The organism is Stenotrophomonas maltophilia (assembly GCF_001676385.1).
Classification (GTDB): Bacteria; Pseudomonadota; Gammaproteobacteria; order Xanthomonadales; family Xanthomonadaceae; genus Stenotrophomonas; species Stenotrophomonas maltophilia_J.
Genome location: NZ_LYVJ01000001.1, coordinates 195,546 through 210,300 on the forward strand (window position 1 = coordinate 195,546; position 14,755 = coordinate 210,300).

Below are 14,755 nucleotides of genomic sequence, written 5' to 3' on the forward strand. Positions count from 1 at the left end.
CCGATGCCCAACTGGACCGACCGACTGCGCCGCTGGGCGCTGCCCGCCCTGGCCGCGCTGGCGGTGGCGGGTTGCGCCCGCACCGAACCGGGCACCACCACCGTACGTTTCTGGGCAATGGGGCGCGAAGCCGAAGTGGTCAGTGAGCTGATCCACGAATTCGAGGCGGAGAACCCTGGTATCAAGGTCGACGTGCAGAACATCCCGTGGACGGCCGCGCACGAGAAGCTGCTGACCGCGTTCGCGGCCGACGGCCTGCCGGACGTATGCCAGCTCGGCAACACCTGGGTGCCGGAGTTCGCCGAACTCGATGCGCTGACCCCGCTGCAGCCCTTCGTGCAGCGCTCCAGCGTGGTCGATCCGAAGGACTACTTCCAGGGCATCTGGGACACCAACGTGATCCACGGCGAGCTGGTTGGCGTGCCGTGGTACGTCGATACGCGCCTGATCTACTACCGCAGGGACCTGCTGGCCAAGGCCGGCTATGACCACCCGCCGCGCACCTGGCAGGAGTGGGACGAGCAGATGGCGGCCATCAAGCGCATGCAGGGACCGAATCGCTATGCGGTGCTGATGCCGATCAACGAATTCGAGCAGCAGTTGTCGTTGGCCCTGCAGCAACCCGACCCGCTGCTGCGCGACGACGACACCCGTGGCAATTTCGCCAGCCCCGGATTCCGCCGCACGCTGGCCTTCTACGCCAACATGTTCGAGCAGGGTTGGGCTCCGAAGATGTCCGAGACGCAGATCTCCAACGTCTGGGACGAGTTCTTCCGCGGTTTCAACGTGTTCTACATTTCCGGCCCCTGGAACATCCGCGAGTTCAAGAAGCTGCAGCCGAAGGAGCTGGAAGGGCAGTGGAGCACCGCCCCGCTGCCGGGTCCAGAAGGCCCGGGCGCTGGCATCGCCGGAGGCACCAGCCTGGTGATCTTCCGCAGGTCGCAGCAGAAGGAAGCTTCGTGGAAGCTGATCGAATTCCTGTCGCGTCCGGAAATCCAGGCGCGCTTCCACGCAATCATCGGAGACCTGCCGCCGCGCCGGAGCACATGGAACGCGCCCTCGCTGGCCAACGATCCGCTGGCTGCGGCGTTCCGCGACCAGCTGGAGCGGGTCAAGCCGACGCCGAAGGTGCTCGAATGGGAACGCATCGTGCAGGAAATGCGCATCGTCACCGAAAAGGTGGTGCGCGGTGGCCTGGCGCAGGACAAGGCCGTGGAAGAACTGGACCAGCGCGTGGACAAGGTGCTGGCCAAGCGCCGCTGGATGCATGAACAACAACGCCTGCAGCAGCGCGTGCCGTCGCCGCAAGCAAGCAGCGCCGTGGCCGCCGGGAGCGTGCGATGAAACGTACTTCACTTGCCGGCTGGATCTTCGCTGGCCCCTCGCTGATCGTGCTGGGCGTGTTCTTCGGCCTGCCGGTGGCCTCGGCGCTGGCACTGAGCGTGACCGACTTCGATCTGTACTCGCTGGCCGACAGCAGCAACCTGCGCTTCGTCGGCCTCGGCAACTACATCGACCTGCTGCAGACGCCGATGTTCTGGAAGTCGCTGTGGAACACCACGTACTTCGTGCTGATCGGGGTGCCGCTGTCGATCGGCGTGTCGCTGGGCGCGGCGATGCTGCTCAATGCACCGGCCGCGCGCTTCAAGGCGCTGTTCCGCACCGCGCTGTTCGCGCCGGTGGTGACCACGCTGGTGGCGGTGGCGGTGATCTGGCGCTACCTGTTCCATACCAGCTACGGCCTGGTGAACTACGGCCTGGGGCAGATCGGCATCAGCCCGATCGACTGGCTGGGTGACCCCAACTGGGCGATGCCCACCATCATGCTGTTCGCGGTGTGGAAGAACTTCGGCTACAACATGGTGATCTTCCTGGCTGGCCTGCAGGCGATCCCGCATGACCTGTACGAGGCTGCCCGCATCGACGGCGCCTCGCGCTGGAAGCAGTTCCTGCACATTACCCTGCCGATGCTCGGCCCGGTGCTGCTGGTGGTCGGCGTGATTACCGTGTCCGGCTACTTCCAGCTGTTCGCCGAACCCTACGTGATGACCCGCGGCGACCCACTGCAGAGCACCGTCAGCGTGCTGTATTTCATGTTCGAGGAAGGCTTCAAGTGGTGGAACCTGGGACGCGCCTCCGCGGTGGCGTTCCTGCTGTTCCTGATCATCCTGGCGGTGACCACCGTGATGTTGCGCTTTGGCCGCAGGAGGCAGTTGGTATGAGTCGTGAAATCGGCCAGTCGCGCTGGTACCCGTGGATGATCAACGGCGCGTTGCTGCTGCTGGCCCTGGTCAGCCTGGCACCGCTGCTGTGGATGGTCTCGGTCTCGTTCATGCCGCAGGGCGAGGCCAGCCATTTCCCGCCGCCATTGCTGCCTTCGCAGGTCACCACGCACAACTACCATGAGCTGTTCGCGCGCACCGGCATGGGCGGCAACTTCGCCAACAGCCTGCTGGTATCGCTGGGCATCACCCTCGGTTCGCTGCTGCTCAACACGATGGCCGGCTACGCCTTCGCCAAGCTCAACTTCGTTGGCCGCGAACGCCTGTTCCAGGTGCTGATGGCGGCGCTGGTGATTCCGGCACAGGTGGCGATGCTGCCGTTGTTCCTGCTGATGAAGCAGCTGGGCCTGGTCAACAGCTTCGGCGGCGTGATCGTGCCGGCGCTGGCCAGCGTGTTCGGCATCTTCCTGGTGCGCCAGTATGCGCGCTCGATTCCGGACGAGTTGCTGGAAGCGGCGCGCATCGACGGGGCGGGGGAGCTGCGGATCTTCTTCCAGATCGTGCTGCCCATGCTGAAGCCGGTGCTGGTGACCCTGGCGATCTTCACCTTCATGGGCGCATGGAACGATTTCATGTGGCCGTTGATCGTGTTGACCGATCAGGAGCACTACACTCTGCCAGTGGCACTGGCCACCCTCTCGCGCGAGCACATCATGGACGTGGAAATGATGATGGCCGGCGCGGTGGTTACCGTGGTTCCGGTGCTGGCCCTGTTCCTGGTGCTGCAGCGGTACTACATCCAGGGTCTGTTGCTGGGGAGCGTGAAGGGATGAAGCGGGTGATCGCCGTTGGACTGGGCCTGTTGTGGACCTCCCTGGCGATCGCCGCACCCCCGGCACTGCCGGCGCCGAAGGTGCTGGACGACTTCGACGACATCGGTGCCTGGACGCTGGTGCTGTCCGACCAGGTCAGCGGTTCGCTGCGGCCGGTCAGTGGCGCGGGCGGTGGGCGCGCACTGTGCCTGGATTACGATTTCCACGATGTCTCCGGCTACGTTGGCATCCGTCGCGCGCTGAACATCGAGTACCCGGTCAATTACCGCTTCGGCTTCCAGCTGCGGGGCGATTCGCCGGGCAACGATCTTCAGTTCAAGCTGATCGACGCCAGCGGCGACAACGTCTGGTGGGTCAACCGCCCGGGTTACCGGTTCCCGAAGGCATGGACGCCGGTCGAGTACCGCCGACGCCAGATCGACAAGGCATGGGGGCCATCGCCGCAGACGGAGATGGCGCGCAGCGCAGCGGTCGAGTTCACGATCTACAGCAAGGTCGGTGGCCGCGGTACCGTGTGCTTCGACAGGCTGACCCTGCAGGGACTGCCACCGCAGGATGATTCGGCATTGCAGCCCTCGGTGATCGCCGACACCGCCACTGCGCTGCAGGGCCGGATGATCGATGGCAAGAGCGATACGTTCTGGATCAGTGGCGGAGTCAAGCAGCAGACCATCAGCCTGGACCTGCACAAGAGCCGCGAGATCGGCGGTGCGGTGATCGACTGGCTGCCCGATCTCGAGGCCAGCCGCTACATCGTGCGGACGTCCGAGGACGGCCGCGACTGGCGTACCGTGCGTGAGGTGGTGGGCGGTGGCGGCGGCCGTGACTGGCTTGCGCTGCCCGATACCGACGCACGCTACGTGCGCTTCGACCTGCAGGATGGACCGAACTGGCGCTACGGCATCCGGGACATCGCGCTCAAGCCGCTGTCCTTCGCCGCCACGCCGAACGCGTTCCTGTCCTCGGTGGCCGCCGACCTGCCGCGTGGCGCCCTGCCGCGCGCCTACGTGGGCGAGCAGCCCTACTGGACCCTGCTTGGCCTCGATGGCGGCCAGGAACAGGCACTGATCAGCGAGGATGGTGCGCTGGAGCCGGCCAAGGGCAGCTTCAGCATCGAACCGTTCATCCGCCTCGATGGCAAGCTGCTCGACTGGAACGATGTGGCGATCACCCAATCGTTGCAGGACCACTATCTGCCCATCGCCAATGTCGATTGGGTGCATGAGAAGGTCGGGCTGGCGGTGACCGGCTTCGTGCAGGGCACGCCGGAGCGCGCGCAGTTGATCGGGCGCTACCGGCTGAGCAATCCGGACAAGGTGGCGCACGAATACACCCTGGCGCTGGCGATCCGCCCGTGGCAGGTCAACCCGCCGACCCAGTTCCTCAATACGGTGGGGGGCTTCAGCCGCATCGACGCGCTGGACGTGGGTGAACAGCTGGTGCGCATCAACGGCGAGCCGCGCATCTATCCGCTGCAGGTACCCGATGCCCGCTTCGCCAGCACGTTCGATGGCAAGCTCGACGCGATGCATCTGGCCTCCGGGAAGTACCCGGCCAGCACGGCGGTGCAGGACCGCACCGGCATGGCTTCCGGTGCGCTGCTGTATACGATCAAGCTGGAACCCGGCCAGAGCCGCGAAGTGGCAGTGGTGCTGCCGCAGACCGGGAGCTGGGCACCGCAGGCGCTGGATGTGGCCAAGGCGCAGGCGCAGGTGGCCGAGCAGTGGCGGCAGAAGCTGGGTGTGGTTTCGTTGCAGGTGCCTGCCGCCGGCCAGGCGCTGGTCGATACGCTGCGCACGGCGGTCGCGCACATGCTGATTTCGCGGGTCGGACCACGCCTCCAGCCGGGTACGCGTTCCTATGCACGCAGCTGGATCCGCGACGGTGCCATGATCTCCGAAGGGCTGCTGCGGATGGGCCGCAGCGACGCCGTGCGTGATTACATCAACTGGTATGCGCCCTACCAGTTCGAGAACGGCAAGGTACCTTGCTGCGTCGATGCACGCGGCAGCGATCCAGTACCAGAGAACGACAGCCATGGCGAGCTGATCTACAGCATTGCCGAATATGGCCGCTACACCGGCGACAGCACTTTCGTCGAGCTGATGTGGCCGCATGTGCAGGGTGCCTACCGGTACATGGAGCAGCTGCGTGCCAGCGAGCGTACCGAGGAGAATCGTGCGCGTAACCCGGCGTTCTACGGGATGATGCCGGCCTCGATCAGCCACGAGGGGTATTCGGCCAAGCCGATGCACTCGTACTGGGACAATTTCTGGGCACTGCGCGGTTACAAGGACGCGGCGCAACTGGCTGCCCAGCTGGGCAAAGTGGAAGCCCTGCAGATGGCTGAATCGCGCGACCAGTTCCGTGACGACCTGCAGGCCTCGCTGCTGTCGGCGATGCAGCAACACCGCATCGACTACCTGCCAGGTTCGGCCGAGCTGGGTGATTTCGACGCAACCTCGACCACCATCGCGCTGGCCCCGGGCGGCGAGCAGGGCCGCCTGCCGGAGCAGGCGCTGGAAGCGACCTTCGAGCGCTACTGGAAGGAATTCGAGGCCCGCCGTGATGGCAAGCGCGAGTGGAGGGACTACACCCCCTACGAGTGGCGCAACGTGGCCGCGTTCGTGCGCCTGGGCTGGCGTGAACGGGCCTGGCAGGCCACCGAGTTCTTCTTCAGGGACCGTGCGCCGCAGGCCTGGAACCAGTGGGCCGAAGTGGTCTCGCGCACGCCGCGCAAGCCGTTCTTCGTCGGTGACCTGCCGCATGCCTGGGTGGCCTCGGACTTCGTGCGCTCGGCACTGGACATGTTCGCGTATCACCGTGACATGGACGACGCGCTGGTGCTGGCTGCGGGCGTGCCCACGGCGTGGCTGCCGGGCGAGGGCATTGCCGTGCAGGGCCTGCGCACACCGCAGGGGCAGCTCAATTACCGCCTGCAGCGCAGTGACAGGCAACTGGTGCTGGACGTGCAGCCGGGCCTGGTGCCGCCGGTCGGCGGAGTCGTGCTGCCATGGCCATACGCGGGCGATCCTGGCCAGGCGACGATCAATGGCGAAGCTGCCGAATGGATCAACCGGGAACTGCACGTGCACCAGTTGCCGGCACGCATCGAGATCGAAGTGCCGGGGGCGGTGCGCCGCGCCGAACGCAAGGGACAACAGTAACGATGAAGCAGCAGGGGGCGAGGGCGCGCACATCGATGCGCGCCCTGGGGCTGGCAATGGCAATGGCATTGGCCTTGCCAGGCGTGTTGATGGCCGCAGAGCCAGCGACCATGACGACGGCGGCTGAAGCGGCCAGTTCACCGGGCATGGGCATGGTGACGTTCAACCTGCATCATGACCGCGAGGACTGGCCGAGCCGTCGCCGTACCATCCTCGCCGAGCTCAAGCGCCTGCGACCCGATGCCATCGCCCTGCAGGAAGTGATCCAGCGCCGCAACGTGCGCAACCAGGCGGACTGGCTGGCCAGCCAGCTTGGCTACCGGTACGTATTCGTGTCCACCGATCCAGTCGGGGCGCCCAAGCGTTACGGCAATGCCCTGCTGACCCGGCGTCCGATCCTGGCCCATGGCAACCACCTGCTGCAGCCGCTGGGCGACTACCGTACCGTCGCGCACCTGCGCATCGACGTCGACGGCAGGCCGGTGAACATCTACGCCACGCACCTCAACGAGCGCAGCGACGAGGATGGCCAGCGCATCCGCCGCACCCAGGTCGAGGACCTGCTGCGCTTCATCAGCGCGACATCGGCCGGGGCGCCGGTGGTGATTGCCGGCGACTTCAATGCACTGGTGGATGCCGGCGACCTGAGCGAGCTGCGCAGCCACTACGGGGACAGCTACGGCAGCGTTCACGTCAACACCGACCTGGCCGGAGTCAGTACGCTGAACCGCCACTATTACCAGGCGCCGTCGCGGATCGACCACATCTTCTTCCAGCAGGACCAGATGGTCGCGCGGGAAGCGCAGATCCTGTTCGATCAACCCGACGACAGCGGCCGCTGGGCCTCGGATCACTATGGCGTGTGGACCCGCCTGCAGTTCGCACCGAAACCCTGACGGAGCACGCTCCGGCAGGTGCCAACCTTGGCTGGCACGATACGGCCCGATGCACAAACAAAAACGGCGGGGATCATTGATCCCCGCCGTTTCGTTTTCACGCGATCAGAGCGATCAGTTCGCCGGCGGCGTGCGCTTGGCGGCCTCTTCGTCTTCTTCATCGGCCTTGGCCTCCGCAGCCTGGGCTGCGGCGTCGGCATGGCCATCGGCGATCGGGTCGATCGACGGCGTCACCACGGCTTCGGCGACCGGGGCAGCGGCCTCGATCGGCGCGGCTTCCACTGCCACCGCAGCGACCGGCTGTTCGGCGACCACGACGGGCTCGACGACCGGCTTGGCTTCGACCACCGGAGCGGCTTCGACGATCTCCGGCTTGGCCTCAACCACCTGCTCAGCCTCGACCGCCACCGGCTTCGCTTCGATCACCGGAGCGACTTCAACCACCGGGGCTGCTTCAACCGCGACCGGCTTTGCTTCGGTCACTGGGGCAATGGACTCGATCGCCGGCGCGGCAGCGGCCACCGGCTGGGCCGGGGTCGCGGCGTCGATCGCATCGAGCATGCTGGTCTGCACCGGCGAGGACGCCGTTTCGGTCTTCGCCGCAGCGTCGGCCGTAGCCTGCACTCCGGCCACGGCGGGCGCGGCGGCTTCGACCACGGCGCTGCTCGTCACCGCGACCGGTGCCGCGACAACCGCCGCGGCGGCGCGCACAGGCTTGCCGGCGTCGGCAGCGGCCGGCTCGACATCGTCATCGAAGTCGAATTCCGGTTGCGACCGGGGAGGCTGCGCAGCGGCGACCGGCGCGGATCCGGCAGCGTTGTCGATGTTCAGCTCGGCGCCGTCGGCATCATCACCATCGTCAGCGTCGTCCTGGTCATCGCTCAGGGCGTCACCGCCGGCAGCGTTCTCGGCGCCCCCGCGACGACGACGACGACCACCGCGACGGCCGCGGCGACGGCGGGTCGCGCCTTCACCGGCCTGCTCGCCATTGGTGTCGGCAGCCACCTCTTCTCCGGTCACGGCAACGGCTTCGGCCTCATTGCCTGCGTTGGCAGCGGTGTCGACCGGTGCCGCAGCGTCCGCCGGAGCGGCAGCCACCAGAGCAACCGGCGCCACAGGAGCGGTCGCTTCCTGCGCGGTCACCGCATTGGCGGTGATCACCGTGGCCGCCACCGCAGCTGCCGCAGGCACGGTTTCGGCTGGGGCCTCAGCGACGCTGCGCTGCGGCTTCTCGGCCGGCTTGTCACCGTCCTGCTGCGGCGGGCGCGGCTGCTTGGGCTGTTTCAGCTTCGGCTGCTGCGGGTTCTGGTTCTGGCCCTGCTGCTCGTTGCGCGGCTTGTTCTGCTGCTGCGGCTGCTGGCCATCCTTCTGCTTGCCCTGCTGCGGCTGCTGCTGGGCATTGCCGCTATTGCCGTTGCGGCCATCCTTGCGCTGCTCGCCGCGGTCCTTGCGGTTGCCGCCGTCCTTCTGCTGCTGCGCGTTGCCGTTGCCGCCATTGCCACGATTGTCGTCGCGGCGATCCTTGCGGTCCTTGTTGCGATCCTTGTTGCGGTCCTTGCGGCCGCCGTCCTGTGGCTGGCGGGCGGCGGGGGCCGCCGGTGCCGGCGCCGGCGCGGGCTCGCCACCGAACACGCGCTTGAGCCAGCCGATCACGCCGCCGCTCGGAGCCGCTGCCACCGGCGCAGCCGCGACCGGGGCCGGGACGGCCTTGACCGGTTCCACTTCCTCGCGCACCGGGGCAGGCGAGGTGTGCTTGACCTGGGTCACCGCCGGCGGCGGGATGTTCAGCTGGCCCTTGGTCAGCGCGTGCACCGGCAGCTTGCGCGGAGTGCCACGCTGGTAGCTGGGCTTGCTGCTTTCCTCACCCAGCTCGTTCTCGCGCAGGCGGGTCACGGTGTAGTGCGGGGTGTGCAGTTGCTCGTCGGCCACGATCACGATCGGAGCCTCGTGCCGCTGCTCGATCTCGCGCAGGGCGCTGCGCTTCTCGTTCAGCAGGTAATTGGCGATCTCCACCGGCGCCTGCACCAGCACCTGCCCGGTGTTTTCCTTCATCGCATGCTCTTCGGCGACACGGATGATCGACAGCGACAGCGACTCGACGCTGCGCATGCGGCCATGGCCGTCGCAGCGCGGGCAGACGATCTGGCTGGACTCGCCCAGGCTCGGGCGCAGGCGCTGGCGGCTCATCTCCAGCAGGCCGAAGCGCGAGATGCGGCCGACCTGCACGCGCGCGCGGTCGTACTTCAGAGCGTTGGCCAGGCGGTTCTCGACTTCGCGCTGGTGCTTGTTCGATGACATGTCGATGAAATCGATCACCACCAGGCCACCCAGGTCGCGCAGGCGCAGCTGGCGGGCCACTTCCTCGGCGGCTTCGAGGTTGGTCTGGAAGGCGGTGTCCTCGATGTCGCTGCCCTTGGTCGCGCGCGAGGAGTTCACGTCGACGGCGGTCAGCGCCTCGGTCTGGTCGACCACGATCGAACCGCCAGACGGCAGGCGCACATTGCGCTCGTAGGCGCCTTCGATCTGCGACTCGATCTGGAAGCGGTTGAACAGCGGGATGTCATCCTTGTAATGCTTCAGCTTGCGCAGGCTCTGCGGCATGACCTGCTGCATGAAGTCCCTGGCATGCTCGTACATCTCTTCGGTGTCCACCAGGATCTCGCCGATGTCGGCGCGCAGGTAGTCACGCAGGGCGCGCACGATCAATCGCGATTCCTGGTAGATCAGGAACGGCGCAGGCTTGCTCAGTGCGGCTTCGGCGATCGCGCGCCAGACGCTCAGCAGGTAGTCCAGGTCCCACTGCAGTTCCTCGGCATCGCGGCCGACGCCGGCGGTGCGGATGATCACGCCCATGTCGTCGGGGATGTTCAGCTTGTCCAGGGCGTCCTTCAACGCTGCCCGGTCTTCGCCCTCGATGCGACGGGAAACACCACCGGCGCTGGGCGAGTTCGGCATCAGCACCATGTAGCGGCCGGCCAGGGAGATGAACGTGGTCAGGGCGGCGCCCTTGTTGCCTCGTTCTTCCTTGTCGACCTGGACCACCACTTCCTGGCCTTCCCTGAGCAGCTCGCGGATGCCGGCCTTGTTGTGGTCGACGCCGGCCTGGAAGTAGTCGCGGGAGATTTCCTTCAGCGGCAGGAAACCATGGCGGCCTCCGCCGTATTCGACGAAGGCCGCTTCCAGCGAAGGCTCGATGCGGAAGATCCGGCCCTTGTAGATGTTGGACTTCTTCTGTTCCTTCGACGGCTGTTCGATGTCGATGTCATACAACGACTGGCCATCCACGATGGCAACGCGCAGCTCTTCAGCCTGCGTGGCGTTGATCAGCATTCGCTTCATTGTTGCGTTCCTCGCAAGCGGCTACCGCGCGGAACGCCATGGGGTTTCGCCTCTGGATACGGCTCGCCGCCCATTCGCGCAAGCGCGGGGAGGGCGGCTTGGGTTTCCAGCGCTACGACACCACGGCAGGCCGCGGGAGCGCTTCACTCTTATGGTTTTTGGGTGTTGCAGGGCCGCAGGCAGCTGTCAGCCAGGCTGGAGCGCCACGCGGGACATGTTCAGCACGGTTGCGTGTCAGGCATCCGGCGATGGCCGGGAAGGCCGGTGAGCCGCTAACATGGCCGCCCCGCGGGCGGTGGTCGCGCACTGTGCCGGATTCGTCGGGAGCCGGGCTTCTGGCCCTGAGTAACTTCCAACGAAATCAATCCCTTATCTCGCCCCCCGAGTGTAACAGAATAAACAGCCTGATGACCGCCCAAGACCCCACCCAGCCCGTCGGCGACAAGCCCAGCGTGCGCATGATCACCGTTCCGGCCGACCGAGCCGGCCAGCGCCTGGACAATTTCCTGCTCGGCCAGCTGAAAGGGGCTCCGCGCAGCCTGGTCTACAAGCTGGTGCGCAGCGGCCAGGTGCGGGTGAACGGCGGCCGCGCCAAGGCCGAGCGCAAGCTGGAGGCCGGGGACGAGGTGCGGGTGCCGCCCGTCCGTCTCAGCGAGGAGGGAGACAAAGCAGGCCCCCCGGAGGCATTCATGCGCCGGCTGGAGCGGGCCATCGTCTTCGAGGATGCCCGCCTGCTGGCCCTGAACAAGCCCTCCGGCGTCGCCAGCCACGGTGGCAGCGGCATCAGCTTCGGCGCCATCGAGACCCTGCGCGCCCTGCGCCCGGGCCAGACCCTGGAACTGGTCCACCGGCTGGATCGCGACACCTCGGGCCTGCTGGTCGTCGCCAAGAAGCGCTCGGCCCTGAGTGAACTGCAGGCGCTGCTGCGGGAAGACCACGGCGCCGGCATCCGCAAGCGCTACCTGACCCTGCTGGCCGGGCGGATGCCCGACGGCGTGATGACGGTCGACGCGCCGCTGCATGTGGGCCTGCGCCAGGGGGGAGAGCGGCACGTGCAGGTCAATGCGATCGGCAAGGAGTCGATCAGCCACTTCCGCGTGCTGGAGCGGCGCGGCGGCCATTCCTACTGCGAGGTCCGCATCGAGACCGGCCGCACCCACCAGATCCGCGTACATGCCCAGCATCTGGGGCATCCGGTGGCCGGTGACGACAAATACGGCGATCCAGCAGTCAACAAGCGGCTTCGTGAGCAGATCGGGCTCAAGCGCCTGTTCCTGCATGCGGCATCGCTGGAGTTCGCGCTGGACGACGGCAAGAGCCCGTATGTGCTGAACGCGCCACTGGCCGATGAGCTGGTCGAGGCGCTGGACCGCCTGCGCTGACGGCGGTTCGGCGGCGCCGAGGGTTTGGTCGGCGCCGTCGCTTCCCTGCGATGAGTGGGCTTGTCACTTTCTTTGCTCGTGCAAAGAAAGTAACCAAAGAAACACGCCGCCATCCGCGAGCCGGCGCTGCGCGCCGGTACCCTGCGCTCCTCGGTCCGCCGAGGGGCGGCGCGGAACTCGCTGCGCTCAGACACCCGCGCCTCTTCGCCCTCGCCGGACCTGCGGTGCTCGGCTCGCTACAAGGCGGACCTGACAGCTGCAGCGTAGACCCATACCCGCACGCAGCCCTTGTAGAGTCGAGCCACGCTCGACTCACGCGCGCAGCGCGGGCTTCGCTTTTTCATTCTTTCATCGCGCGGCTGGCACGCCTATAGCCTGTCAGAGGCCGGGCGAGGTGGGTTTGCGGGGGTGTAAGCGCCATGGATGGCGCGCCCAAGCCCCCAAGGATGGGTTTACGGCGTCCCCCGCAAACCCACCTCGGCCGGCCCAACCCGGAATGTCGCTCCGCCAGCCGCGAGGGGGCTCAGCCCGTTGGCCGCAAACCCCTCACCACTTGAACAGCACCAGGCTGATCGCCAGCGTGCCCATGCCTGCCACCAGCCCATAGACCGTCTCGTGGCCCCTGGCATAGCGCTTGGCCGCCGGCAGCAGCTCATCCAGGGCCAGGAACACCATCACGCCGGCGATCAGCCCGAACACCCAACCGAACGTGGCGTGTGATAGCGATCCTTTCAGCAGGACGTAGCCAAGCACCGCGCCGATCGGCTCGGCCAGGCCCGACAGCAGGCTGGCCACGAAGGCGTGCAGCTTGTTCTGGGTAGCGAAATACACGGGCACCGCGATCGCAATGCCCTCGGGAATGTTGTGGATGGCAATCGCGAACGCCAACGGCATGCCCACCGAGGGACTTTCCAACGTCGCGAAGAAGGTCGCCAGGCCTTCCGGGAAGTTGTGTGCGGTGATGGCGATGGCGGTCAGCAGGCCCACGCGCTTGATATAGGCCTTGTTGTTGTCGCGGAAGGCCGGGTCCTGCTTGTCCAGCGTCTCATGCGGATTCGGGATCAGGTGATCGATCACCACGATCGCGGCCACGCCGACCAGGAACGCGATCGTGCCGTAGGTAAAGCCGCTGCGCTCGCCATAGGCCATCGTGAATGAATCGACGGCCTTGTTGAGGATTTCCGAGAGCGACACGTAGACCATCGCGCCGCCGGCGAAGGCCAGGCCGAACGCCAGCAGGCGCGGATTGGGGCGTCGCGAGAACAGCACCAGCAGGCTGCCGATGGCGGTGGCGAGGCCGGCGGCGAGGGTGACCGCCAGTGCGATCCAGATGTTTTCGGAGGGAATCTGCAGCATGTGCCGACGCGGTCCTGTTCAACAGACAACCGCCCCGGGCTGGGCCGGGGCGGCGAGGGCGAGGCGGGCGTCGGCTGGCCTCGTCGGAGCGTGGCCGGTCACCCGCCGCGGCGCAGGCGTTCTTCGATGGCGAAGCACTGGTCCGGCTTCGGCTGCGGCGGGTTGAAGCTGACCGGCACCTGGATGGTGGCCGGTACCGCTGCACCGTTGCGGGTGGCGGCCTTGAACTGCCAGCCCTGTACCGCGGTTCTGGCCAGTTCGTCCAGCTGCGGGTTGCCGGCGCCGGTCAACAGGGTGACGTCACTCGGTTTGCCGTCGGTGCCGATGGTCACCTTGAAAGTGCTGGTACCTCCGACGCCCATGCAGGCCAGTTCGAGCGGGTACTGCGGTGGCGGGGTCTTGACTGCGGCGACTTCGGTCGGCGGAGGCGGAGGGGGTGCCGGCGGTTCGGGCGAGCCGCAGCCGGCCAGGCCGGCCGTGGCGAACAGGGACAGGCTCAGCAGGCGTACGTTCATGGCAGTTGCTCCGTCAGGGCCGAAGTCTTTGCCGCGCAGATGAAGTCGTTTTCGCTGAGGCCGCCCACATCGTGGGTGGAGAAGCGCACGACCGCGCGGTCGTAGTGCACGCCGAGGTCCGGATGGTGGTCCTCGCGGTGGGCGATCCAGGCCAGCGCGTTCACGAAGGCCATGGTGGCGTAGTAATCCTTGAAGCGGAAGGTGCGCAGCAGCGCCTGACCGCCCTCGGCCAGCTCCCAGCCGGGCACCTGCGGCAGCAGCTCCGCCAGGCGGGCCTCGCCGAGCTTGTGGTCATTGCCTTTGCGCGGTACGCAATGGGCCTGGGCCAGTGGAATCAGGTCGGCCATGGGAATTTCCACCTCGTGTTGACTGAACAATGCGCCGGACGGTGTATAAACCGAATGAGCGGTTGACGCGTACTTGGCTAGAATAGCCTGATGATCCAGATCTCCGACACTGCCCAGACCCATTTCCGCAAGCTGATCGAACGTGAGGGCGTGCCCGGCATGGGGGTCCGCCTGAGTGCGGTCGATCCCGGTACCCCGCGCGCCGACGCCCGGCTGGAATTTGCCGAGCCGGGCGACCTGCTGGGGGACGAATGGGCAGTGGACTGCGATGGGTTCACTCTCTATGTCGATGCCAGCAGCGTCGGCTGGCTTGACGGCGCCGAGATCGACATCGCCACTGGCAGCGCCGGCGCGCAGCAGCTGACCATCAAGGCGCCCCGCATCAAGGGCGAGGCCCCGGGCGATGCCGCCTCGCTGGTCGAGCGCGTGCACTGGGTGGTGGAAAACGAAATCAATCCGCAGCTGGCTTCGCATGGCGGCAAGGTCGCGGTGCAGGAAGTCTCGTCCGAAGGCGTGGTTCTGCTGCGCTTCGGTGGCGGTTGCCAGGGCTGCGGCATGGCGGACGTGACCCTCAAGCAGGGGATCGAAAAGACCCTGATGGGCCGCGTGCCCGGTGTAACCGCCGTCCGCGACGCGACCGACCACGACAGTGGCCACGCCCCCTACATCCCGCGCGGCAACGCCGCCTGACCACTGAC

General features: G+C 66.8%; 11 protein-coding genes. 7 read left to right on the forward strand and 4 right to left on the reverse strand.

The window, feature by feature from the left end; genetic code table 11:
* Positions 1-3 precede the first annotated feature (3 nt).
* From A9K58_RS01055 to A9K58_RS01075, 5 genes are read left to right on the forward strand one after another with little or no spacing between them, the layout of a single operon-like run.
* Positions 4-1,344 (forward strand): sugar ABC transporter substrate-binding protein, encoded by a 1,341-nt coding sequence (locus A9K58_RS01055; RefSeq protein WP_065197563.1) that lies wholly within the window; start codon positions 4-6, stop codon positions 1,342-1,344.
* Entirely contained in the window at positions 1,341-2,222 is an 882-nt protein-coding gene (locus tag A9K58_RS01060; protein ID WP_065197564.1) for a carbohydrate ABC transporter permease, read from the forward strand. The genes A9K58_RS01055 and A9K58_RS01060 overlap by 4 nt, the downstream gene beginning before the upstream one ends.
* Positions 2,219-3,055: a carbohydrate ABC transporter permease gene (locus A9K58_RS01065; protein ID WP_065197565.1), complete on the forward strand. Its 837-nt coding sequence runs from the start codon at positions 2,219-2,221 to the stop codon at positions 3,053-3,055. Before A9K58_RS01060 ends, A9K58_RS01065 begins: the two co-directional genes overlap by 4 nt.
* Positions 3,052-6,222 carry a discoidin domain-containing protein gene (locus tag A9K58_RS01070; protein ID WP_065197566.1) on the forward strand — a complete coding sequence of 1,057 codons (3,171 nt, stop codon included), beginning with the start codon at positions 3,052-3,054 and terminating at the stop codon, positions 6,220-6,222. Before A9K58_RS01065 ends, A9K58_RS01070 begins: the two co-directional genes overlap by 4 nt.
* A 2-nt stretch (positions 6,223-6,224) precedes the next feature.
* Positions 6,225-7,118 (forward strand): endonuclease/exonuclease/phosphatase family protein, encoded by an 894-nt coding sequence (locus A9K58_RS01075; RefSeq protein ID WP_065197567.1) that lies wholly within the window; start codon positions 6,225-6,227, stop codon positions 7,116-7,118.
* 114 nt (positions 7,119-7,232) lie between these two features.
* Here the strand turns inward: A9K58_RS01075 and rne are convergent, their stop codons facing one another.
* Positions 7,233-10,457 (reverse strand): ribonuclease E, encoded by a 3,225-nt coding sequence (gene rne / locus A9K58_RS01080; protein ID WP_065197568.1) that lies wholly within the window; start codon positions 10,455-10,457, stop codon positions 7,233-7,235.
* A 407-nt stretch (positions 10,458-10,864) separates the two neighbouring features.
* Between rne and A9K58_RS01085 the strand changes: the two genes are divergently transcribed.
* Entirely contained in the window at positions 10,865-11,839 is a 975-nt protein-coding gene (locus A9K58_RS01085; protein ID WP_065197569.1) for an RluA family pseudouridine synthase, read from the forward strand.
* Between the two features lie 546 nt (positions 11,840-12,385).
* Here the strand turns inward: A9K58_RS01085 and zupT are convergent.
* The 3 genes from zupT to A9K58_RS01100 all read right to left on the reverse strand — a co-directional run bounded on the left by zupT (position 12,386) and on the right by A9K58_RS01100 (position 14,057).
* Positions 12,386-13,195: a zinc transporter ZupT gene (zupT, locus tag A9K58_RS01090; protein WP_065197570.1), complete on the reverse strand. Its 810-nt coding sequence runs from the start codon at positions 13,193-13,195 to the stop codon at positions 12,386-12,388.
* Positions 13,196-13,293: 98 nt separating this feature from the next.
* On the reverse strand, positions 13,294-13,710 hold the full coding sequence (locus tag A9K58_RS01095; protein WP_065197571.1) for an energy transducer TonB: 417 nt from the start codon (positions 13,708-13,710) through the stop codon (positions 13,294-13,296).
* Positions 13,707-14,057 (reverse strand): 4a-hydroxytetrahydrobiopterin dehydratase, encoded by a 351-nt coding sequence (locus A9K58_RS01100; protein ID WP_065197572.1) that lies wholly within the window; start codon positions 14,055-14,057, stop codon positions 13,707-13,709. Before A9K58_RS01100 ends, A9K58_RS01095 begins: the two co-directional genes overlap by 4 nt.
* A 90-nt stretch (positions 14,058-14,147) precedes the next feature.
* Here A9K58_RS01100 and A9K58_RS01105 point away from each other — a divergent pair, with 90 nt between their 5' ends.
* Positions 14,148-14,747, forward strand: a complete 600-nt coding sequence (locus tag A9K58_RS01105) for an NfuA family Fe-S biogenesis protein (RefSeq protein ID WP_065197573.1) — start codon at positions 14,148-14,150, stop codon at positions 14,745-14,747.
* Positions 14,748-14,755 lie beyond the last annotated feature (8 nt).